Source organism: Streptomyces chartreusis, assembly GCF_008704715.1.
GTDB classification, from domain to species: domain Bacteria; phylum Actinomycetota; class Actinomycetes; order Streptomycetales; family Streptomycetaceae; genus Streptomyces; species Streptomyces chartreusis.
Genome location: NZ_CP023689.1, coordinates 7,935,314 through 7,955,352, shown reverse-complemented (window position 1 = coordinate 7,955,352; position 20,039 = coordinate 7,935,314). Strand labels below are relative to the sequence as shown.

The following is a 20,039-nucleotide window of genomic DNA, read 5'->3' as shown; positions in this document are numbered from 1 at the left end:
TCCCCCTCGTACAGTGCGGCGGCCCGCTTCCGCGCCGTCCGCCCAGCTGCCTGCCCGACACTCCGTGGCGGGGCGGACGGCCGCCGCCGGCTCGGCAGCTCGACCGATCGCCGTTGCACTAGAGGTAGTTGGTCGACTGCGGGTTCGTCGTGGCTGGTCGCGCGGTTCCCCGCGCCCCAAGGGAGTTGCAGGCGAGCCTCGTCCGGTCGTTGCGCAGGACCAGTAGCGCCATGTCGTCCGACTGCCTGCCCCTCGTGTGGCGGAGAACCCCTGTGAACAGGCTGCGCATGATGGCCTGGGGAGTGACCGGATGCTGCCTGACGACACCGGCGAGCGCCGCCTGCAGCGAGAAGAACCGGCCTCTCGCATCCCTCGCGTCCTCGACACCGTCCGTGTACAGGACCAGGGAGTCGCCGGGGAACAGGGAGCCGCAGGGCACCGGGGGCAGTTCCGTCGGCAGGGGGAACAGGCCCAGGGGCGGAAGGGGATCGGTGCGGGCGAGGGGCTCGACGCTGGTGCCGCTCAGCAGATACGGCCAGGGATGGCCGCAGTTGAGCGCCGTGATCTCGCCGTCGCGGCCGATCTCCAGGAGCAGTACGGTGACGAAGTCCTCGGCCGCGGGGTGTTCGTCGGGGGCCCGCTCGCGCAGATGGCGGGCCAGCGCCCGGTCCAGCCGGTGCAGCACCCGGCGCAGATCGGGCTCGTCGTGGACGGCCTCCCGGAAGCTGCCGAGGACGGCGGCGACCGTGCCGATGGCTTCGATGCCGTGGCCGCGGACGTCTCCCATGACCGCGCGTACGCCGTGCTCGGTGGCGATGACCTCGTACAGGTCGCCGCCGACCCGGGCACCACGGTCCGCGGAGAGCTGGGCGGCGGCGACGTTCAGCCCGTCGATGCGCGGCGGCAGCGGCCTCAGCAGCACGCTCTGCGCGGCACCGGCGACCTCGCGCATCTGCCGGAGCTCACGCACCAGGGCCCGCCGGACGTGCAGGATCAGCCCGGTCCCGACGGCGAAGAAGACGGCGCTGGTCACGATCCGCGCGCCGAGGCCGTCCTGCTGGGCGAGCGGGCAGGTCAGCTTGTAGGTGATCGCCATCGCACCCCAGGCGGTGGGCAGCCCGAACGCGAGCACCTTGCGGGGAACCCGAGCCTTGAAGCGGAGCATGCCGATGGTCCCCCAATAGGCCCTGACAAAGCAGAACGGACCGGCCTCGAAAGGCCGGTCCGATTCTGTCGGCAGATAGTCCGGAAGTACCAGATCATCCCGAGAAGTCACCCCATCGAGTGAGGTAACCACAACGGGCCGATAGGGGGTGTGGGGGGCATCCCCCCACAAGGGGCGCGGGGAACTGCGCGACCAGCCACGACGAAACCCGCAGCCGGCGGACGACACAGTCCCGCGGCGATCAGCCCCTCAGCACGGCACCCGTACGCTCGCCCGCCAGGGCAACCGCCGCATCCCGAGCAGCCGAAGCCTCGTCAACCGTCAGCGTCCGGTCCCCCGCGCGGAAGCGCAACGCGTACGCGAGCGACTTCTTGCCGTCGCCGAGCTGCTCGTCGTTGACGTACACGTCGAACAGGCGGATGGCTTCGAGGAGTTCACCCGCGCCCTCACGCAGCGCGTCCTCCACCTCGGCGGCCGGCACCGGCTTGTCCACGACGAGGGCCACATCCTGGGTGGCCACCGGGAAGGTGGAGATGCTCGGCGCCTGGGGCGTGCCGTCGCCGACCCGCTCCAGGGCGTCCAGGTCCAGCTCCATCGCGCAGGTGCGCGCCGGCAGACCGAGGGCCTTGAGCACCCGGGGGTGCAGCTCGCCCGCGTGACCGACGACCGTCTCCGTGCCGTCCAGGGCCACGGCGAGCTCGGCGCACCGGCCGGGGTGCCACGGCCCGTACTGGCCGCCGCGCACGATCAGCTCGGCACCGGCCTCGCGGGCCACGAGCCGGGCCGCCTCGATGGCGTCGGCCCAGTCGGCCGGACGCCCGGCGCCCCACCAGCCGGCCTGCTCACGCGCACCGGCGAGGACGACGGCCACGTGCCGCGGCTGCTCGGGCAGCACGGCGTCGAGCGCGGCGAGCTCCTCGTCGGTCGGGCGGCGGTCGACCGCCAGGTGCCCGGCGGTGCCCCGCTTCTCGTTCGGGAGGAAGATCAGCCCGGTCTCGAAGAGCGCCAGCTCGTGCGAGCCCCGTCCGTCGTTGCGCCGCAGCGCGCCGAGCAGACCCGGCAGCAGCGACGTGCGCAGCGCGGGCTCCTCGTCGTTGAGCGGGTTGACCAGCTTCACGACACGGCGGGCCGGGTCGTCGGCGGCCAGGCCGAGCTGGTCGAAGACCTGCTCGCTGACGAAGGGATAGTTCGGCGCCTCGACGTAGCCGGCCCCGGCCAGCGCACGGCCGACGCGGCGGTGCAGGCGCTGACGGTGGGTCAGGCCGCGGCCGGACGGCGGCTTGGGCAGCGTGGAGGGCAGGTTCTCGTAGCCCTCCAGCCGGATGACCTCTTCGGCCAGGTCGTTCGGCTCGAGGAGGTCGGGCCGCCAGGACGGCACGGTGACGATCAGCTCGTCCTGCCCGTAGACGTCGCAGCCGATCTGCTGGAGCCGGCGTACGACGGTCTCGCGGCCGTACTCGACGCCCGCGACCTTGTCCGGGTGGTTGGCCGGGACGGTGATGGTGTGCGGCGCGGACGGCGTGACGACCTCGGTGACACCGGCGTCGGCGGTGCCGCCCGCGAGCAGCACCAGCAGGTCGACGGTGCGCTGGGCGGCCGCGGCGGCGGCAGCCGGGTCGACGCCGCGCTCGAAGCGACGGGACGCCTCGGAGGACAGCTTGTGCCGGCGGGCCGTACGCGCGATGGCGACCTGGTCGAAGTGGGCGGCCTCGATGACGACCGCGGTGGACGCGTTCTCGACGTCCTCGTGGTCGGCGATCTCGGTGTTGGCGCCGCCCATGACGCCCGCGAGGCCGATGGGGCCGCGGTCGTCGGTGATGACGAGGTCCTCGGAGTGGAGCTTGCGCTCGACGTCGTCGAGGGTGACGAGCTTCTCGCCCTCCTCTGCGCGGCGCACACCGATGGTGCCCTGGACCAGGTTGCGGTCATAGGCGTGCAGCGGCTGGCCGAGCTCCATCATCACGTAGTTGGTGACGTCGACGGCGAGCGAGATCGGGCGCATGCCGACCTTCTGCAGGCGCCGCTGGAGCCAGATCGGCGAGCGGGCCTCGGGGCTGAGGCCGGTCACCGTGCGGGCGGTGAAGCGGTCGCAGCCCATGGGGTCCGAGACCTGCACCGGGTAGCCGAAGGCGTTCGGGCCGGGCACGTCGAGGAGCGCCGGGTCGCGCAGCGGCAGGCCGTAGCCGATGGCGGTCTCGCGGGCGACGCCGCGGATGGACAGGCAGTCGCCGCGGTTGGCGGTGACGGCGATGTCCAGGACCTCGTCGACCAGCTCAAGGAGCTCGATGGCGTCCTTGCCGACCTCGGTCTCCGGGGGCAGCACGATGATGCCGTGCGTACCGTCGTCGCCCATGCCCAGCTCGCTGCTGGAGCAGATCATGCCGTGGGACGTGCGGCCGTAGGTCTTGCGGGCGCTGATCGAGAAGCCGCCGGGCAGCACGGCGCCCGGGAGGACCACGACGACCTTGTCGCCGACCTGGAAGTTACGGGCGCCGCAGATGAGTTCCTGGGGCTCGCCGGTACCGTTGGCGTGGCCGACGTCGACGGTGCAGAAGCGGATCGGCTTCTTGAACTCCGTCAGCTCCTCGATGGTCAGCACCTGGCCGACGACGAGGGGGCCCTTGAGGCCGTCGCCGAGCTGCTCGACGGTCTCGACCTCGAGACCGGCGGAAATGAGCTTGGCCTGGACGTCGCGCCCGGTCTCCGTCGCCGGCAGGTCGACGTACTCCCGCAGCCAAGAAAGCGGGACCCGCATCAGATCTCCATCCCGAACGGCCGGGTGAACCGGACGTCACCCTCGACCATGTCTCGCATGTCTTCGACGTTGTGGCGGAACATCAGCATCCGCTCGATGCCGAACCCGAAGGCGAAGCCGCTGTACTTCTCCGGGTCCACGCCGCAGGCGGTGAGGACCCGCGGGTTGACCATGCCGCAGCCGCCGAGCTCGATCCAGCCTTCGGAGGAGCAGGTACGGCAGGGCCGGTCGGGGTTGCCCACGGACTCGCCCTTGCAGACGTAGCAGAGCATGTCCATCTCGGCGCTGGGCTCGGTGAAGGGGAAGAAGTTCGGCCGCAGCCGGGTCTTCATGCCCTCGCCGAACAGGGACTGGACCATGTGGTCCAGGGTGCCCTTGAGGTCCGACATGGTGAGGCCCTCGTCCACGGCGAGCAGCTCGACCTGGTGGAAGACCGGGGTGTGGGTGGCGTCCAGCTCGTCGGTGCGGTACACGCGACCGGGACAGATCACGTAGACCGGCAGCTCACGGCTGAGCAGCGAGCGGATCTGCACCGGCGAGGTGTGGGTGCGCAGCACGACACCGGACTCGGTGCCGCCGTCCGGGCCCTGCACGAAGAAGGTGTCCGCCTCGCCGCGCGCCGGGTGGTCCGGGCCGATGTTGAGGGCGTCGAAGTTGAACCACTCCGCCTCGACCTGGGGGCCCTCGGCCACCTCGTAGCCCATGGCCACGAAGATGTCCTCGATGCGCTCCGAGAGCGTGGTGAGCGGGTGGCGGGCGCCGGCCGGTACGCGGTCGTACGGCAGCGTGACGTCCACCGCCTCCTCGACCAGCACGCGCTGGTCGCGCTCGGCCTCCAGCTCGGCCTGGCGGGCGCCGAGTGCCTTGTTCACCGCGCCACGGGCCTGCCCGACCCGCTTGCCGGCCTCGGCCTTGGCGTGCGGGGGCAGGGCGCCGATCTCGCGGTTGGCGAGGGCCAGCGGGGAGGTGCCGCCGGTGTGGGCGACCTTGGCCTCCTGGAGCGCGTCGAGGGAGTCCGCGGCGGCGAAGGCGGCGAGCGCCTCGTCCCGCATCCGCTCGATCTCATCCGGTTTCAGGGCCTCGACCTCTACAGGGTCGTACGACTTATTCGGTGCCGACATCTCTTCCCGTGCTTCCGATTGGCTGGCTGAGTGCCCCGTCTCGACCTGGAGACGCTTCGTCTCTGGTTTTGGACGCAAAGGTGCCAATGGCCGAGTCTAACGGGGTCGGGGTATGCGAATGCGCCCGTGGTGCTTCAGGCCATGAAGGCCGGTGCCGCCACGGGCAACGTAAATCGGAACTGCGCGCCGCCGCCGGGGGCGCGGCCGACCGTGATGGTGCCGCCGTGGGCCTCGACGATGCCCTTGACGATGTAGAGCCCGAGGCCGGTGCCGCCGCGCTTGCTGCCCCGCCAGAAGCGGGTGAAGACGCGGTTCATGGACTCCTCCGGGATGCCGGGCCCCTCGTCGCTCACTGTGACCGACGTGCCGGTGTCCTCGCCCTCTCGGGGGGACTCCGTGGCCGTGATGTCAATGGTGACCGTTCCGTCGCCGTGCCGCACGGCATTTTCGATGAGGTTGCTGAGCACCTGGTCGATCTTGTCGGGGTCGGCCCACAGGGCGGGCAGCGGCTGCTCGATGCGCAGCAGGAACCGGTCGGCGACCTGGCCGGCGGCGACGTACGCCTGGATGTGCCGCCCCACGGCCGCGCCTATGTCGACGGGCTGGCGGCGCACCTCGAGGCGTCCGCTGTCGATGCGCGAGATGTCGAGCAGCTCGGCGATGAGGCGGGTGACGCGGTCGGCGTCGGCGTCGACGGTCTCCAGCATCAGCCGCTTCTGGTCGTCGGTGAAGCGTTCCCACTTGGCGAGGAGCGTGGCGGTGAAGCCCTTGACCGAGGTCAGCGGGGAGCGCAGCTCGTGGGCGACGGTCGCGATCAGCTCGGCGTGACTGCGCTCGGTGCGGCGGCGGGCCTCGGTGTCGCGCAGCGAGACGACGACGCGGTGGACGGGCCCGGTCGGCTCGGTGCGGACGTAGCGCGCGGAGACCAGCACCTCGCGCCCGCCGGGCAGCAGCAGGTTGCGCTCGGGCTGCCGGCGCCTGATGGCCAGTCCGCCGTAGGGATCGGTCAGCTGCCACCAGCGGCGGCCCTCCAGATCCTCCAGCGGCAGGGCCTTCTCCAGGCGCTGCCCGAGGGCGTCGGCGGCGCGGACGGCGGTCATGCGCTCGGCGGCGGCGTTGAAGCAGATGACGTGCCCCTGCTCGTCGGCGACGACGAGGCCGTCGGGCAGGTCGTCGGGGTCGAAGCCGAGGTCGGCGGGGTCACCGGTCCGGGACGCGGACGGCCGCGGCACCTGTTGTGCTCCCGGTGCGCTGCTCGTGCCGACACTCATCCCCGTACCCCACCTCTCACGACGGCTGAGGGGCCCCCGAGCTGGTCACCCTACTAGCTCTCGGTGACGCTGCGGCACCCTCCGGAGGCGCGCTGTGCACGGGCCGACGCATACAGACATACGGCCGCGGCGGTGGCGAGGTTCAGGCTCTCGGCCTTCCCGTGGATCGGGACGCGCACGACGGCGTCGGCCAGCGCGCGGGTCTCCTCCGGGAGCCCCCATGCCTCGTTCCCGAACACCCAGGCGGTCGGCCCGCCCATGCTCCCCTTGTCGAGCTCGTCGTCGAGGTCGCGGTCGCCGGCACCGTCGGCGGCGAGAATGCGCACCCCGGCCTCCTGGAGTCCGGCCACGGCCCGCTCGACGGGCACGCCGACGGCGACGGGCAGATGGAACAGGGAGCCGACGGAGGCCCGTACGGCCTTGGGGTTGTACAGGTCGACGGAGGCGTCGGTGAGGACGACGGCCTCGGCGCCGGCGGCGTCGGCGCAGCGCAGCACGGTCCCGGCGTTCCCGGGGTCGCGCACGTGCGCGAGCACGGCGACGAGCCTGGGCCGGGCGGCGAGGATCTCCTCGAAGGGGGTGTCGACGAACCGGCAGACGCCGACGAGGCCCTGCGGTGTGACGGTGGTGGAGATGTCGGCGATCACCTGCTCGTCGGCGAGGTGCACCCGGGCCCCGGCGGCCCGGGCCTCCGCGACGATGTCGGCGTAGCGCTCCGCGGCCTCGACGGTGGTGAACAGCTCCACGAGCGTGGCTTCGTGGGCCGCCGCCTCCCGCACGGCCTGCGGTCCCTCGGCGAGAAACAGCCGCTCCTTGCTCCGGAAGTTCCGCTTGGCGAGCCGCCGGGCGGCGGAGACGCGAGGGGAACGGGGGGAGATCAGCTCGGGGCTGACGGGGGGCATGGGCTTCACCTTGGAGTTCCGGGAGTCACGAACAACAGGACCCGCAGACCTTCTCGGCCTGCGGGTCCCTTCAGTCACGTCGGCTCAGCGCCGTCGCAGCGTCACGCCGCCTTCGGGGCGTTGACGTCGCTCGGCAGCGCCTTCTGGGCGACCTCGACGAGCGCGGCGAACGCGTTCGCGTCGTTGACGGCCAGCTCGGCGAGGATCTTGCGGTCGACCTCGACGTTGGCGGCCTTCAGACCCTGGATGAAGCGGTTGTACGTGATGCCGTTGGCGCGGGCAGCGGCGTTGATGCGCTGGATCCACAGCTGGCGGAAGTCACCCTTGCGCTTCTTGCGGTCGTTGTAGTTGTAGACCAGCGAGTGGGTGACCTGCTCCTTGGCCTTGCGGTACAGGCGCGAACGCTGACCGCGGTAGCCGGAGGCCGCCTCGAGGATCGCCCGGCGCTTCTTGTGGGCGTTGACTGCCCGCTTGACGCGTGCCACTTTTTAACTCCTTGTAGCGGGGCCGTGGTTGGACTCACACGACCCGGTATCGATTGGGTCCCGGTCGGAGGTCAGGCGCGAGGACCGATGCGTTCCGGTCCGCGCCCGACGTCACTTGCCGAGAAGCTTCTTGATCTTCGCGGCGTCGCCCGGGGCCATCTCGGCGTTGCCGGTCAGGCGGCGCGTCACGCGGGACGACTTGTGCTCGAGCAGGTGGCGCTTGCCGGCGCGCTCACGGAGCACCTTGCCGGAGCCGGTGATCTTGAAGCGCTTGCTGGCACCGCTGTGCGACTTGTTCTTCGGCATAGCGCCGTTCTCTCCTCGTGGGTGGCGCTCCGGTGCCCGGTCGTGAAACCGGGCACAGGTGGAGCGTCGCTCGTATATCGATTACGTCCTGGGGACTGGATGTCCCCCGGGATCACGCCTCGGCGGAAGCCTCGGCAGGTGCCTCGGTCTCCACGGCGTCCTCGGACTCCGTGGCCACCTCGGACTCCGCGGCGTTCTGCGACTTGCCGGGGTTGGCCTTCGCGTCTGCCTTGCGGGCTTCCTGCGCCTGGCGGGCCTCGGCCATCGCCTCGGTCTTCTTCTTGTGCGGACCGAGAACCATGATCATGTTGCGGCCGTCCTGCTTCGGGTTCGACTCCACGAACCCGAGGTCCTCGACGTCCGTCGCGAGCCGCTGCAGCAGTCGGTAGCCCAGCTCGGGCCGGGACTGCTCGCGACCACGGAACATGATCGTGATCTTGACCTTGTCGCCCTGCTTGAGGAACCGGACGACGTGACCCTTCTTGGTGTCATAGTCGTGCGGGTCGATCTTCGGCCGGAGCTTCATCTCCTTGATGACCGTGTGCGCCTGGTTCTTGCGCGCCTCACGGGCCTTCATGGCCGACTCGTACTTGAACTTCCCGTAGTCCATGAGCTTGCACACAGGCGGACGGGCGTTCGCCGCGACCTCGACCAGGTCCAGGTCGTACTCCTGCGCAAGCTCCAGTGCCTTGGCCAGCGGGACGATGCCCACCTGCTCGCCACTGGGACCGACAAGTCGCACCTCGGGAACGCGAATCCGGTCGTTGATGCGGGGCTCGGCGCTGATGGATCCTCCTCGGTTAGCACCACACGGCGGTCTGGCGGACAGCCGCGTATGTCTCTTTTCGACAGACCTAACCGCGCCGAAGCACAAAAAATGCCCCGGACGATCACAGGCGGGGCTCCAAGCACTACCGGAGCACCGCCGCGATGATCGCGGGGCGCGATTTCGGACGGCTCCATCGTCCGTACGGAACGATGGTGGCCGCCTGACCGGGGTGACCCGCCGTCCCGAGGGACGATCAGGTGGGAGTTCGGAGCCTCCACTTGTGGGTCGGTACATGACCGACCGGTCGAGAACCAGCGTACCAAATTTTGCAAGGACCGCTCACCGGGCGGTTAGGGTCGGCCGCATGGCCACGTCGATCTGGCTCTGGTCCGCCGAGGACGTCCCTCATCATGACGTACTCGGCGAGGCGGAGCGACGGCGGGCCGCGGCGCTGCGGGAGCCCCTGGGGTCGTACTACACGGCGGCCCGGGTGGCGGTGCGGACGGTCCTCGGGGAGCTGCTCGGGGTGCCGGGCGGCGACATCGTGCTGGGGAACCGCCCCTGCCCCGGATGCGGGGATCCCGGCCACGGGCCGCCTCGGGTGGTGTGGCCCGAGACGTCCCTGTGGATCAGCCTGAGCCGTGCGGAGCGCCACGGCGCCCTGGCGGTGAGCACGGCCGCCGTCGGGGTGGACATCGAGACGCACCGGCCGGTCGACCTGCCGGGCCTCGGCCGTGACACGCTCGCCCCGGCGGAGGCCGCCTGGCTGGAGGGGTTCACCGACCCGCGGGAGCGGCTGCTCGGCTTCTATCGCTGCTGGACCCGCAAGGAGGCGGTGCTGAAGGCCGTGGGGGTGGGACTGAGCGTCGATCTGCGCCGGTGGGACACCGTGCCCGGGGCCGACCGGGCCACCGTGCGGGACACGACGTCGAGCCCGGCGCGGTTGTGGGCGGTGGAGAACCCGCCGTCCCTCCCGGACACGACCATGGCCGTCGGCCGCCCGGCCGCGACAGCGGAGGACGACCTCTCCGTCAGGGCTCTCTCCGCGGCGGAGACCGGAGGGGCGGATCTCCCGGTGACCGGTGAGACTACGCTGAAGGGGTTCCGCGCCCTGAAAGAGAAGTGAGCGATGACCGACAGTACGCAGCAGCCGTCCGACTTCGACGCCATGACCCGCGACATCGCCGAGGTCCCGGCGGTCGAGGTGATCGTGACGGTCGCCGTGAATCTGATGAGCGCCGCCGCCGTGAAGCTCGGTCTGACCGACGAGGGCGACAAGTTCAAGGACCTCGACGAGGCCCGCAAGCTGGTGCACGCGCTCGCCGGCCTGCTGGACGCCAGCGCGACCGAGATCAGCTCGTTCCACGCGGCGCCGCTGCGCGACGGCCTGAAGTCGCTCCAGCTGGCCTTCCGCGAGGCGTCGATCGTCCCGGACGAGCCCGGCCAGGGGCCCGGCGAGAAGTACACGGGCCCCGTCTACGGCTAGCTCATCCGCGTACGTACAGGGGCTCGCCCGGTGGCGTCGTCCCGGCCGGCAGCACTGCCAGGTCGAGACCGCGCACCAGGCGGGCCCTCAGTGTTTCGGCGGCGGCGAGCCGTTCGGCGACCGCACGCGCGGCCTCGGCGGGGGCGGCGGAGGCGTCCAGGACGAGGGCGAGGGTGCCGTCGGCCTGTCCGGGCCCCAGGTGGGCGCTGAGCACGGCGGGCACCTCGGACACGGCGGCCCTGACCGCCTCCCGCACGGCCGGATCGGCCAGCGGATCCGTGGTCGTACGCCCCTCGGCGACCGCGAGCAGCGCCCGCCCCGTCAGCTCGTAGGGCACCGGACCGGCCATGTCCAGCACGATCGTGTCCGCCTTCTCGTGCGCCGCGGCCTCCAGGGCCTGGTGCAGCCGTACGGCGACGGGGCGGGCCTCCGGGTCCCAGCGGGCGAGGGACTCGGTGGACGTGAAGGCGGGCAGGGCGGTGCGGTCGCCGGCCTTCAGGGTGGGGACGGCCATGTCGCTGGTCTTCTCGCGGCGCAGCCCGTTCTCGTCCTCCTCGACCTCGCCGAGCACGGCGACGACCGGGACGAGCAGCCGGGCGTCCTTGAGCGCGCCCAGGACGGGGGCCTCGGCGGTGCGGTCCTCGGCCCAGGCGGCGAGCGCGGCACTCAGCCTCGGGTCGGCGGAGCCGTCGTCGTCGGAGAAGGGGGAGTCGGGAATGTTCTTGTTCGCCACGGTCGACGACCCTATCGGGGGGATACTCCTGCGATTGTGCGGCCCCGGTAACCCGCGCGTGACGCCCGGTCGCCTGAATCTGCGAATCTCTGACACGCCTCTAACGTGCGTCTCACGGCATGCACAGACAGAGCCACGACGATCGCGTGCATGGAGTCATCCAGAGCCCGACGCGACCGCCGCGCCCATCCGCCCCGACGCCGTCCCCTGCTCCACGGCGCCCTCGCGACCGTCGTCGTCGTGTGCGGTACGGCCGCGGGCACCGCGTACGTGAACACGGCGGCGCGCCCCGGGGTGCGGGCCGTATCGTCGGCGGCGACGTCGTCGCCCTCGGCGTCGATCTCGGCCGCTGCGGGTGGGGAGGCCTCTGTGGAACCGGTGGCGGAGCCGACGGTGAACCATGACGCGCTGCTGGCGGACGCCATGAAGGCGGTGCACGTCGAGGACGGCGCCGCGGTGTCGGTGGCGGTGCTGGACCTGAATTCGGGCGCGAGCGCCACCTACGGCGACGGCGGCTTCGACACCGCCAGCATCGTCAAGGTCGACATCCTGGCCGCGCTGCTGCTCCAGGCCCAGGACGCGGGGCGTGAGCTCACGGCGGCAGAGCGGTCGTACGCCATCGACATGATCGAGTACAGCGACAACACCGCCGCCTCGGCGCTGTGGCGGACGATCGGGCGGGCGGAGGGGCTCGACTCGGCGAACGGACGCCTCGGGCTCACGGACACCGCCGGCGGCAACGACATGTACTGGGGGCTGACCCAGACCACCGCCGCCGATCAACTCGCTCTGCTGCGGCAGGTGTTCGGGGCGGCGGACTCGGAGCTGAACGCGGCCTCGCGGGCGTATCTCACCGGGCTGATGGGGCAGGTCGCGGCCGACCAGCGGTGGGGGGTGTCGGCCGTGGCCGACGGTTCCGCGTGGGCGCTGAAGAACGGCTGGCTGCCGCGCACGGCCACCGGGCTGTGGGACATCAACAGCATCGGGCGGGTGACGGTGGACGGCACGGGCTATCTGGTGGCGGTGCTCTCCGACGGCAACTCGACCAAGCAGCAGGGCGTCGCGCTGGTCGAGGCGGCGACGCGGGCGGCGGTGTCGGTGTTCACCGCTGGGGGCGCGTCCACCGCCCCGGGCGCCATGACACCGGCCGCCTCGTAGCGCACCCGGCGACCAGCGGACCCGACGACTAGCGGCCGAAGCGGCCTCGGCGGCCCCGCCACACGACGACCGCCGACACCAGCAGGAGTCCGCCGGCGGTGCCCGCCAGCCACGCGGTCCAGCCCGTCGCGTCGTCGTCCGAGGACGCCGCGTCGGGGCCCGCGCCGAAGTACTCCTCGCCGTACGACGCCGCCTTCAGGTCCTCCGGCCTCATGCCGGCGGCCTTCTTGATGGCGGCGGCCGGGTCGATGAAGCCGTAGCCGCGGGAGTCGTCGCGGCCGTCGGCCGGGGCGTTGCGGGCCGTGTCCTCCAGGAGCTTCTTGATCTGGGCCGGGGTCAGGCCGGGGTGGGCGGCCTTGACCAGGGCGACCGCGCCGGAGACGAACGCGGCAGCGGCGCTGGTGCCCCAGCCCTCGTAGTACTTGTGGTCGGGGTCGGCGATGACGACCTTGTCGCCGGGGGCGCTGACCGTGGCGTACCAGCGGCGGGTGGAGAACGAGGCGCGGGTGCCGTAGCGGTCGACGGCGGTCGCGGCGATGACGCCCGGGTAGGCGGCCGGGTAGGAGATGTGGTCGCCCTTCTCGCCGCCGTTGCCGGCCGAGGCGACGACGACGGCGCCCTTCTTCAGGGCGTACTGCACGGCCTCGTCCTCGCCGGCCTCCGGGTGGGCGGACTTGGAGTCGTCGCCCAGGGAGAGGTTGATGACGTCGGCGCCGTGGTCGGCGGCCCAGCGGATGCCTTCGGCGAGCGCGTTGCCGCGGGTGCTGCGGGCCTTGGCGCGGGCGGGGTCGCCGTCCTCCAGGATCACGCGGACGGGGAGGATCTTGGCCTCGGGGGCTATGCCCATGACGCCGTCGCCGTTGTCGGCGCCGTGTCCGTGGCCGGCGATGATGCCGGCCATCGCGGTGCCGTGCCTGGCCCAGGCGCGGTCGCCGCGGTCGGCTCCGAAGCCGACCATGTCCTTGCCCTGGAGGACGTTGCCGGCGAGGTCGGGGTGGTCGCCCTCGACGCCGGTGTCGAGGACGGCGACGGTGACGCCCTTGCCCTTGGTGGTCTGCCAGGCCTCCTGCGTGTGCATGGCCTCCAGGGCCCATTGCTGGGCGCGTATGGAGTCTGCGTGCGCGGTGGTGGGCGGCAGGAGAGCGAGGCAGGCGCCCAGGAGGGCGGCGAGGGGGCCGGTGCGTCGGGTCACGAGGTGCTTCACACCACTGGTCACGGTGGCGGGGGCCGCGTCGTTCAGGCCGGTCCGCGTACCTGGGTTCGCGCCGGGGTGCGTGCCGGGGTTCATGACGACTGCTCCGTGGACGGGCCGACGTTCTTGCGCAGAGCGCGCTCGATCCGGTCGGCGAGGCCCTTTGCCTCGTGGCCGAGTCCGGCCTGGGCGACGGCCGTGGTGGCGCCGGACTCCATGGCCTCGTCGGCGGGCTGGGGCTCGTCGACGGTGCGGTGGTCGGCCCAGCCGGAGACGGCGTAGACGACGACGGGGGCGTCGGTCAGCACCGAGACGGTCCAGGAGGCGCGCTGGTCGTTGCCGAAGCCGGCGGCCTTCGTGCCCTTGGCGGCGTACGGACGGGGCATGAGGTCCGTACGGCGGTCCAGGCCCTCCTTGGAGAAGCGGCCGTCGAGCGAGCGCATCGCGGTGGCGTCGGCGTCGGTGAAGAGCAGGCCGACGGTGGTGACGTAGCTCTGGGTGGCGTCGGTGTAGGTGGCGCGCAGCAGGCGCTGGCAGCCGACGGGGGCGAGGGCCTTGCGCAGGAGGGGGTCGAAGGCGCCCGTGCAGCCGCTGTCGGGGGCGACGGCGATCCGCGTCCAGATCCGGTCGGCTCCGCCGGGGCCGGCGCCCTTCCCGATCACGGTGCGGGGGAAGAGCTGGTCCACGGGTACTCCGTGCCAGAGGCTTCCGGCGGCGGCGAAGGTGTCCCGGGCACCGCCGTCACCGGGCTCCCCGACGAGCCAACTCCCGGTCACGGCACCGCCGATGAGCCCTACGCCGAGCACGACACAGGCGGCGGCGACAGCGAGCCGGGGCCTGAGCCGCATCCCGAGCGGACGGGGCCGCGCCTGCTCGTCGTACCCCTCGGGCTCCCCGAACGACACGACGGGCCGCCCCGAACCGGGCGCCATGGGGGCGCTCCAGGACAGGGCCGGGTCCGGCGAGAACTGTGCGGAGGACCCATGCCCCCCTGCCGAGTACGACGAACCGACCGAGCCGCCACCGGAGCCGGCCGCCCCGTACCCGCCACCGCCCGGGGGCGCCTGCACGGGCGGACGCATGGGCGGCAACGGCGCGGAGGCGGAACGCCGGGGGGATTCGGAGGGGGCGGCGCCGGGATGGTGAGGGGTGCCGAGGGAACCTGGCGCGGAAGCGGAGGCCGCTCGCGGGGGCACGCCGGGGGAACCGTGCGTCGGTGCGCCGGCGGGCGTGCCCCGCCCGGGAGCGATGCCGGCGGAACCCTCGGCCTGACCACTGCCGGAACGCGAAGAGCTGCCGAAGGAGCCCTGCCCGGAGGCGTTGCCCGCATGCGGAGGCATCCCGGACGCGCCTTGGGCCGGGGCACCGCCGGGGCGGGAGGGCGTGCCTCGGCCGGCAGCCGTGCCGGCAGAACTCTGGGCGCCGGAAGTGCCGTTGGTGGGGTCCGCCGCCGGGATCGGGCGGAGGCGGAACGTCATTTCCGCGGCTGTCTCGGCGGGGGCGCCCGTGCGGCGCGGGGTCGAGGGGCGGTCGGCGGGGCGGGGCGGGGTGCCGCCGGAGGCGGCCGGGCCCGCGTTCCCGGAGTTACGGGAGGCGCCCGTGGCCGGGTGCCGGCCGGAGTTCTCGGCGCCCGGTGACATGCCCGTGGACGGACGACGGCCCAGGCTCTCGGAGTTCGGCGACACGCCTGCGGCCGGGCCGCGGGCCGTGTTCTCGGTGTTCGGGGTGGCTCCCGGGCCCGGGCGGCCCGCGTCGGGTGGGGTGTCCGGGAAGCGGGCCGAGGCTCGGGGCGGGGGTGGGGCGGTGCCGGAGCCGGGTGACGGGATGCGGGCGCTCGGGGAGGTGGGTGTCCGGGAGCCGGTCGGGTCGGGAGCGCGTCCGTCGCCCTTGGGGTCCGGGCTCACGTCGACACCGCCCGGCACCGATCCCTCCGTTCGCGTGTCCTCGCCGCCGTCCCTCTCGTAGTCCCTCTGATCGCCGGTGACCGGCGGACGCGGGGGTCTCGGCGGGAGCGGCGGCACGGCGGGCGGAGGCGGGGTCGACGGGCGCGGGGGGATGGGGGCGCGACGCGCTTCCGTGCTCATGCACCCCCCGTTTCCTCGTCCCCTGGCCCGTCCCCGGGCGTGGGCCGCCGTTGTCGTTCTCGGTCTGCCCCACCCGGTACGGACTCCTCCGACCAGGCACGCATACCCGCGCCGAGGGACCGTCATCCCGGCGCGAGACGCGGCCGTGGACGTTCCCACATGCGTGCGCGTCACTCTACGGGTTGAACCTGCGCGAACGGGAACCAGTCCGCGACCCCGTACAGATCTGCCCGGAACGTCCCCCTACCCTGCGGTAATCCCGTCTGGCAGGCTTCGTTCATGACTGCGCGCGCCGCCGACCGGGCCCGTTACGACCGGGCCACCGCCCATCTCGACGCCCCCCTCGCGATCGTGGACCTGGACGCCTTCGACGCCAATGCGGAGGACATGCGCCGCCGGGCCGGCGGCAAGCCGATCCGGGTCGCCAGCAAGTCCGTGCGCTGCCGGGCGCTGCTGGAACGCGTCCTCGCGAAGGACGGCTTCGCGGGCCTGATGTCGTTCACCCTCGCCGAGTCGCTGTGGCTGGCACGCTCCGGGTTCGACGACGTCCTGCTCGCCTATCCGTCGGCCGACCACGCCGGGTTCGCGGAGCTGGCCGGCGACCCGAAGCTCGCCGCCGCCGTCACGGTGATGATCGACGACCCGGCGCAGCTGCGGCTGATCGACGCCGCCCGCAACGGCGGCCGGGAAGTGGTGCGGGTCTGCCTGGAGTTGGACACGTCCCTGAAGCTGCTGGGCGGACGGGTCCGCGTCGGCGCCCGGCGCTCGCCCCTGCACTCCCCCGCCCAGGTCGCCGACATGGCCCGGGCCGTCGCCCGGCAGCCGGGGTTCCGGCTCGTCGGGATCATGGCGTACGAGGGACACATCGCCGGGGTCGGTGACTCGGTGGCGGGCCGCCCGCTGCGGTCGCATGCCGTACGGCTGATGCAGGCCACCGCCCGCCGGGAGCTCGCCCTGCGCCGGGCCGAGGTGGTGCGGGCCGTGCGTGCGGTGGCGCCGGACCTGGAGTTCGTCAACGGCGGTGGCACCGGCAGTGTGCAGTTCACGGCCGCCGAGGACGCCGTGACCGAGATCGGTGCCGGGTCGGGGCTGTATGTCCCGCGGCTGTTCGACAACTACACGTCCTTCAGCGGCCGTCCCGCCGCGCTGTTCGCCCAGCCGGTCGTGCGCCGGCCGGGGGTCGGGGTGGTGACCGTCCTCGGCGGCGGATATCCCGCCTCGGGTGTGGCGGGTCCCGACCGGCTGCCGGTGCCGTATCTGCCGGAGGGACTGCGCTACGACCCGCAGGAGGGCCCCGGCGAGGTGCAGACGCCGCTGCTCGGCTCCCCCGCCGACGATCTGCTGCTCGGCGACAAGGTGTGGTTCCGGCACGCGAAGGCCGGCGAGCTGTGCGAGCGGTTCGACGCGCTGCACCTGATCGAGGGGGACAAGGTGACGGCGACCGTGCCGACGTACCGGGGCGAGGGCCACACGTTCCTGTAGCGCGTCCCGCGGCTCAGTCCGTGGTGGACCGGATGCCCTTGGTGAGGCGGTCCATGTCGGCCAGCGGCGGCCCGTCGTCGCCCGCGTCGAAGACGTAGCGGACGACGACCGGTGACCCGGTGCCGACGCCGGTGGGGAAGGCGAGGGACTGGACGTAGCCGCCCGGGCCCTCGGCGGTGGTGACCCGCCAGCGCACGAACCAGCCGGCGCGGCCCGCCACCGAGACCGGGCCGGACCCCATGACCTTGTGGGACTCGATGCCGCCGAAGGGGCGCCGGCCGATGAGGTCGCGGTCGTAGGCGGCGTCGGCCGCTTCCTCGATGTCGGCCTTGGCGATCGCCTCGGGGGAACTCCCGTCGTCCGCGCTCGCCGTGCGCGAGGTGACCTTGCCGTGCCGGCAGAAGCCGAAGTCGGCGGGGCAGTCGTAGGTGCCGTCCGTGGTCATGAGGATGTCGGCCTCGGTGACGTTGCGCGGTCTGACCCAGCCGTCGAGCAGCGGCAGGGTGATGCCGTTGAGCTGGTCCGTGACCACCGCCGGGCCGTCGGCGGGGGGCTCGGAGGCGGACTCGGAAGGGCTCGGGGTGTCCGGGGCCGGATCGCGTTCCACGGGCGGCGAGGTCGCGAGCGTCGGCGCGGTCTCCACCCTCCCGCCCCCGTCGTCCTCGCCGAGGACGATCACGCCCGTGACGATCGCCGTGAGCAGGACGGCCCCGGCGGCGATCAGGGCGACGACCTTGGGCCCCTTCCCGGAGGCACCCCGGTCCGAGGGCCGCCCCGGCGTCAGCGGCACCGTCGGCGGCGACCCGTACGCCGGCGGGCCGGACACCGGCGGCGTCGGGGCCGCCGGTGCCTCGGGGGCACGCCGGTGCTCGGTCCAGGCCGTGCCGTCCCACCAGCGCTCCAAGTGCGGGGCGGAGGGGTCGCGGTACCAGCCGGGCGGGGGTGTCACGCTCATTCCGGCAACTGTAGGGCGGCCTACAGCGGCGTGACGTACGCCCCCGAGATTCCGCCGTCGACCAGGAAGTCGGTGGCGTTCACGAAGGACGAGTCGTCGCTGGCCAGGAACGCGACCGCGGCGGCGATCTCCTCGGCCTCGGCGAAGCGGCCGACCGGGATGTGCACGAGCCGGCGGGCGGCGCGCTCGGGGTCCTTGGCGAACAGCTCCTGGAGCAGCGGGGTGTTGACCGGTCCCGGGCACAGGGCGTTGACCCGGATGCCGTCGCGGGCGAACTGCACGCCCAGTTCGCGGGACATGGCGAGGACGCCGCCCTTGGAGGCCGTGTACGAGATCTGGGACGTGGCGGCGCCCATCCTCGCCACGAACGACGCCGTGTTGATGATGGAGCCCCTGCCCTGCTGCCGCATGTAGGGGATGGCGGCCTTGCAGCACAGGTAGACGGAGGTGAGGTTGACCTCCTGGACGCGCTTCCAGGCGTCCAGGCCGGTCTCCAGGATGGAGTCGTCGTCGGGCGGCGAGATGCCCGCGTTGTTGAAGGCGATGTCGACGCTGCCGTAGGTGTCGAACGCCGTCTTGAACAGCGCCTCGACCTGCTCGGGGTCGGTGACGTCGACCTTCACGAAGGTCCCGCCGACCTCCTCGGCGGCCGCCTTGCCGCGCTGTTCGTCGACATCACCGCAGACGACGTGGGCACCCTCGGAGGCGAGCCGGCGGGCGGTGGCGAGACCGATGCCGCTGCCGGCGCCGGTGATGACGGCGGTACGGCCGACGAGACGCCGGCAAATGTTGTCTGCGGTCACTGTGCGGGACCCTCCGTGCTGATGAAGACGTTCTTGGTTTCGGTGAAGGCGGTCAGGGCGTCCGGACCCAGCTCGCGTCCGATGCCGGACTGCTTGAACCCGCCGAACGGGGTCCAGTAGCGGACGCTGGAGTGGGAGTTGACGGACAGGTTGCCGGCCCGTACGGCCTGGGAGACGCGCAGGGCGCGGCCGACGTCCCGGGTCCAGATGGAGCCGGAGAGGCCGTAGTCGGTGGCGTTGGCGAGGGCCACCGCGTCCGCCTCGTCCTCGAAGGGGAGGACGACGGCGACGGGCCCGAAGACCTCCTCGACGGCCACGCGCGCGCGTGCGTCGACGCCGGTGAGGACCGTGGGCGGGAACCAGAAGCCGGGGCCCTCGGGGGCCTTGCCGCGGATGCCCTCGGCACCCGCGTCGACGTACGAACGCACACGCTCCAGCTGGGACCTGGAGATCAGCGGGCCCATGTCGGTCGTCTCGTCGGCCGGGTCGCCGACCGTCACGGCCTCGATCGCGGGGGCCAGCAGCTCCAGGAACCGGTCGTAGGCGGAGCGCTGGACCAGGATGCGGGTGCGGGCGCAGCAGTCCTGGCCGGAGTTGTCCAGGAAGGACATGGGGGCGGCGGCCGCGGCGGCTTCGAGGTCGGCGTCGGCGAAGACGATGTTGGGGCTCTTGCCGCCGAGTTCGAGGGTGACGCGCTTGAGCAGCGCGGAGCCCTTGGCGAGGACCTGCTTGCCCACGCCCGTCGAACCGGTGAAGACGATCTTCGCGACGCCGGGGTGCTCGACGAGGGCGTTGCCTGCGACGGGACCGTGGCCGGGGAGCACCTGGAACAGGCCCTCGGGAAGGCCCGCCTCCAGCGCCAGTTCCGCGAGCCGGAGCGCCGTCAGCGGGGTGGTCTCGGCGGGCTTGAGGAGGACCGCGTTGCCGGCCGCGAGCGCGGGGGCGGTGCCCCAGGCCGCGATCGGCATCGGGAAGTTCCAGGGGGCGATGACGCCGACGACGCCGAGCGGTTCGAGGATGGTGACGTTCAGGCCGCCGGGGACCGGGATCTGCTGTCCCGTCAGCCGTTCCACTCCCCCGGCCGCGTAGTCGAGCAGATCGCGGACGTTGCCCGCCTCCCAGCGGGCGTTGCCGACGGTGTGCCCGGCCTCCTTGACCTCCAACTGCGCGAGTTCTTCGAGGTGTTCGTCGACGGCGACGGCGAACCGGCGCAGCAGTCGGGCGCGTTCGCCGGGCGCGAGGGCGGACCACACGGCCTGCGCCTTCGTGGCGCGTACGACCGCCGCGTCCACGTCGGCCGCGGTGGCGGCCGGGACGGTGGCGACGACCTCTTCGGTGGCCGGATTGAGTACCTGGAGCTGGTCGGACAAGA

General features: G+C 72.5%; 17 protein-coding genes and 1 pseudogene. 4 read left to right on the top strand and 14 right to left on the bottom strand.

From position 1 onward, the window contains the following. Positions 1 to 118: 118 nt before the first annotated feature. The 8 genes and pseudogenes from CP983_RS35145 to infC all read right to left on the bottom strand — a co-directional run bounded on the left by CP983_RS35145 (position 119) and on the right by infC (position 8,817). Complete coding sequence (locus CP983_RS35145; RefSeq protein WP_150504078.1) at positions 119 to 1,165, bottom strand: PP2C family protein-serine/threonine phosphatase; 1,047 nt, start codon at positions 1,163 to 1,165, stop codon at positions 119 to 121. A 241-nt stretch (positions 1,166 to 1,406) separates the two neighbouring features. Next, entirely contained in the window at positions 1,407 to 3,920 is a 2,514-nt protein-coding gene (gene pheT / locus CP983_RS35140; protein ID WP_150504076.1) for a phenylalanine--tRNA ligase subunit beta, read from the bottom strand. Beyond that, the gene (pheS, locus tag CP983_RS35135) at positions 3,920 to 5,041 is read right to left on the bottom strand and encodes a phenylalanine--tRNA ligase subunit alpha (RefSeq protein WP_107909296.1); all 1,122 of its coding nucleotides are present in this window, start codon (positions 5,039 to 5,041) and stop codon (positions 3,920 to 3,922) included. The genes pheT and pheS overlap by 1 nt, the downstream gene beginning before the upstream one ends. Before the next feature lie 134 nt (positions 5,042 to 5,175). Continuing rightward, positions 5,176 to 6,312 carry a sensor histidine kinase gene (locus CP983_RS35130; protein WP_150504074.1) on the bottom strand — a complete coding sequence of 379 codons (1,137 nt, stop codon included), beginning with the start codon at positions 6,310 to 6,312 and terminating at the stop codon, positions 5,176 to 5,178. Positions 6,313 to 6,365: 53 nt separating this feature from the next. Further along, positions 6,366 to 7,214, bottom strand: a complete 849-nt coding sequence (locus CP983_RS35125) for a TrmH family RNA methyltransferase (protein ID WP_107909295.1) — start codon at positions 7,212 to 7,214, stop codon at positions 6,366 to 6,368. Positions 7,215 to 7,315: 101 nt separating this feature from the next. After that, complete coding sequence (gene rplT / locus CP983_RS35120) at positions 7,316 to 7,699, bottom strand: 50S ribosomal protein L20 (RefSeq protein WP_020938960.1); 384 nt, start codon at positions 7,697 to 7,699, stop codon at positions 7,316 to 7,318. A gap of 111 nt (positions 7,700 to 7,810) precedes the next feature. Further along, entirely contained in the window at positions 7,811 to 8,005 is a 195-nt protein-coding gene (gene rpmI, locus CP983_RS35115; protein WP_003977225.1) for a 50S ribosomal protein L35, read from the bottom strand. Between the two features lie 112 nt (positions 8,006 to 8,117). Next, positions 8,118 to 8,817, bottom strand: a pseudogene (infC, locus tag CP983_RS35110) (translation initiation factor IF-3). A gap of 321 nt (positions 8,818 to 9,138) precedes the next feature. Between infC and CP983_RS35100 the strand changes: the two are divergent. Together CP983_RS35100 and CP983_RS35095 are read left to right on the top strand one after the other, a co-directional pair. After that, positions 9,139 to 9,900 carry a 4'-phosphopantetheinyl transferase family protein gene (locus CP983_RS35100; RefSeq protein WP_189748984.1) on the top strand — a complete coding sequence of 254 codons (762 nt, stop codon included), beginning with the start codon at positions 9,139 to 9,141 and terminating at the stop codon, positions 9,898 to 9,900. Between the two features lie 3 nt (positions 9,901 to 9,903). Further along, entirely contained in the window at positions 9,904 to 10,260 is a 357-nt protein-coding gene (locus CP983_RS35095) for a DUF1844 domain-containing protein (protein ID WP_030963780.1), read from the top strand. 1 nt (position 10,261) lies between these two features. Here the strand turns inward: CP983_RS35095 and CP983_RS35090 are convergent, their stop codons facing one another. Continuing rightward, positions 10,262 to 10,993 (bottom strand): SseB family protein, encoded by a 732-nt coding sequence (locus CP983_RS35090; RefSeq protein ID WP_107909294.1) that lies wholly within the window; start codon positions 10,991 to 10,993, stop codon positions 10,262 to 10,264. Between the two features lie 150 nt (positions 10,994 to 11,143). Here CP983_RS35090 and CP983_RS35085 point away from each other — a divergent pair, with 150 nt between their 5' ends. Then, positions 11,144 to 12,151, top strand: a complete 1,008-nt coding sequence (locus CP983_RS35085; protein ID WP_150504072.1) for a serine hydrolase — start codon at positions 11,144 to 11,146, stop codon at positions 12,149 to 12,151. Positions 12,152 to 12,179: 28 nt separating this feature from the next. Here the strand turns inward: CP983_RS35085 and mycP are convergent, their stop codons facing one another. Continuing rightward, entirely contained in the window at positions 12,180 to 13,439 is a 1,260-nt protein-coding gene (gene mycP, locus CP983_RS35080; RefSeq protein WP_150504070.1) for a type VII secretion-associated serine protease mycosin, read from the bottom strand. After that, on the bottom strand, positions 13,436 to 15,265 hold the full coding sequence (locus CP983_RS45115) for a hypothetical protein (protein WP_308436553.1): 1,830 nt from the start codon (positions 15,263 to 15,265) through the stop codon (positions 13,436 to 13,438). The genes mycP and CP983_RS45115 overlap by 4 nt, the downstream gene beginning before the upstream one ends. Positions 15,266 to 15,706: 441 nt before the next feature. Between CP983_RS45115 and CP983_RS35070 the strand changes: the two genes are divergently transcribed. Next, positions 15,707 to 16,909, top strand: a complete 1,203-nt coding sequence (locus tag CP983_RS35070) for an amino acid deaminase/aldolase (RefSeq protein ID WP_150504068.1) — start codon at positions 15,707 to 15,709, stop codon at positions 16,907 to 16,909. Between the two features lie 13 nt (positions 16,910 to 16,922). Here CP983_RS35070 and CP983_RS35065 read toward each other — a convergent pair whose 3' ends face one another. The 3 genes from CP983_RS35065 to CP983_RS35055 are packed head-to-tail and all read right to left on the bottom strand — an operon-like array spanning position 16,923 to position 20,037. Then, positions 16,923 to 17,864 carry a DUF2510 domain-containing protein gene (locus tag CP983_RS35065; RefSeq protein WP_189748982.1) on the bottom strand — a complete coding sequence of 314 codons (942 nt, stop codon included), beginning with the start codon at positions 17,862 to 17,864 and terminating at the stop codon, positions 16,923 to 16,925. Positions 17,865 to 17,884: 20 nt separating this feature from the next. After that, the gene (locus CP983_RS35060) at positions 17,885 to 18,667 is read right to left on the bottom strand and encodes a 3-oxoacyl-ACP reductase (protein ID WP_107909289.1); all 783 of its coding nucleotides are present in this window, start codon (positions 18,665 to 18,667) and stop codon (positions 17,885 to 17,887) included. Next, entirely contained in the window at positions 18,664 to 20,037 is a 1,374-nt protein-coding gene (locus tag CP983_RS35055; RefSeq protein WP_229914960.1) for an aldehyde dehydrogenase family protein, read from the bottom strand. Before CP983_RS35055 ends, CP983_RS35060 begins: the two co-directional genes overlap by 4 nt. Positions 20,038 to 20,039 lie beyond the last annotated feature (2 nt).

Coding starts and splice junctions, on each gene's coding strand:
- CP983_RS35145 (WP_150504078.1), bottom strand. CDS start 1,165: ATGCTCCGCTTCAAGGCTCGGGTTCCCCGCAAGGTGCTCGCGTTCGGG.
- pheT (WP_150504076.1), bottom strand. CDS start 3,920: ATGCGGGTCCCGCTTTCTTGGCTGCGGGAGTACGTCGACCTGCCGGCG.
- pheS (WP_107909296.1), bottom strand. CDS start 5,041: ATGTCGGCACCGAATAAGTCGTACGACCCTGTAGAGGTCGAGGCCCTG.
- CP983_RS35130 (WP_150504074.1), bottom strand. CDS start 6,312: ATGAGTGTCGGCACGAGCAGCGCACCGGGAGCACAACAGGTGCCGCGG.
- CP983_RS35125 (WP_107909295.1), bottom strand. CDS start 7,214: ATGCCCCCCGTCAGCCCCGAGCTGATCTCCCCCCGTTCCCCTCGCGTC.
- rpmI (WP_003977225.1), bottom strand. CDS start 8,005: ATGCCGAAGAACAAGTCGCACAGCGGTGCCAGCAAGCGCTTCAAGATC.
- CP983_RS35100 (WP_189748984.1), top strand. CDS start 9,139: ATGGCCACGTCGATCTGGCTCTGGTCCGCCGAGGACGTCCCTCATCAT.
- CP983_RS35095 (WP_030963780.1), top strand. CDS start 9,904: ATGACCGACAGTACGCAGCAGCCGTCCGACTTCGACGCCATGACCCGC.
- CP983_RS35085 (WP_150504072.1), top strand. CDS start 11,144: ATGGAGTCATCCAGAGCCCGACGCGACCGCCGCGCCCATCCGCCCCGA.
- mycP (WP_150504070.1), bottom strand. CDS start 13,439: ATGAACCCCGGCACGCACCCCGGCGCGAACCCAGGTACGCGGACCGGC.
- CP983_RS35070 (WP_150504068.1), top strand. CDS start 15,707: ATGACTGCGCGCGCCGCCGACCGGGCCCGTTACGACCGGGCCACCGCC.
- CP983_RS35065 (WP_189748982.1), bottom strand. CDS start 17,864: ATGAGCGTGACACCCCCGCCCGGCTGGTACCGCGACCCCTCCGCCCCG.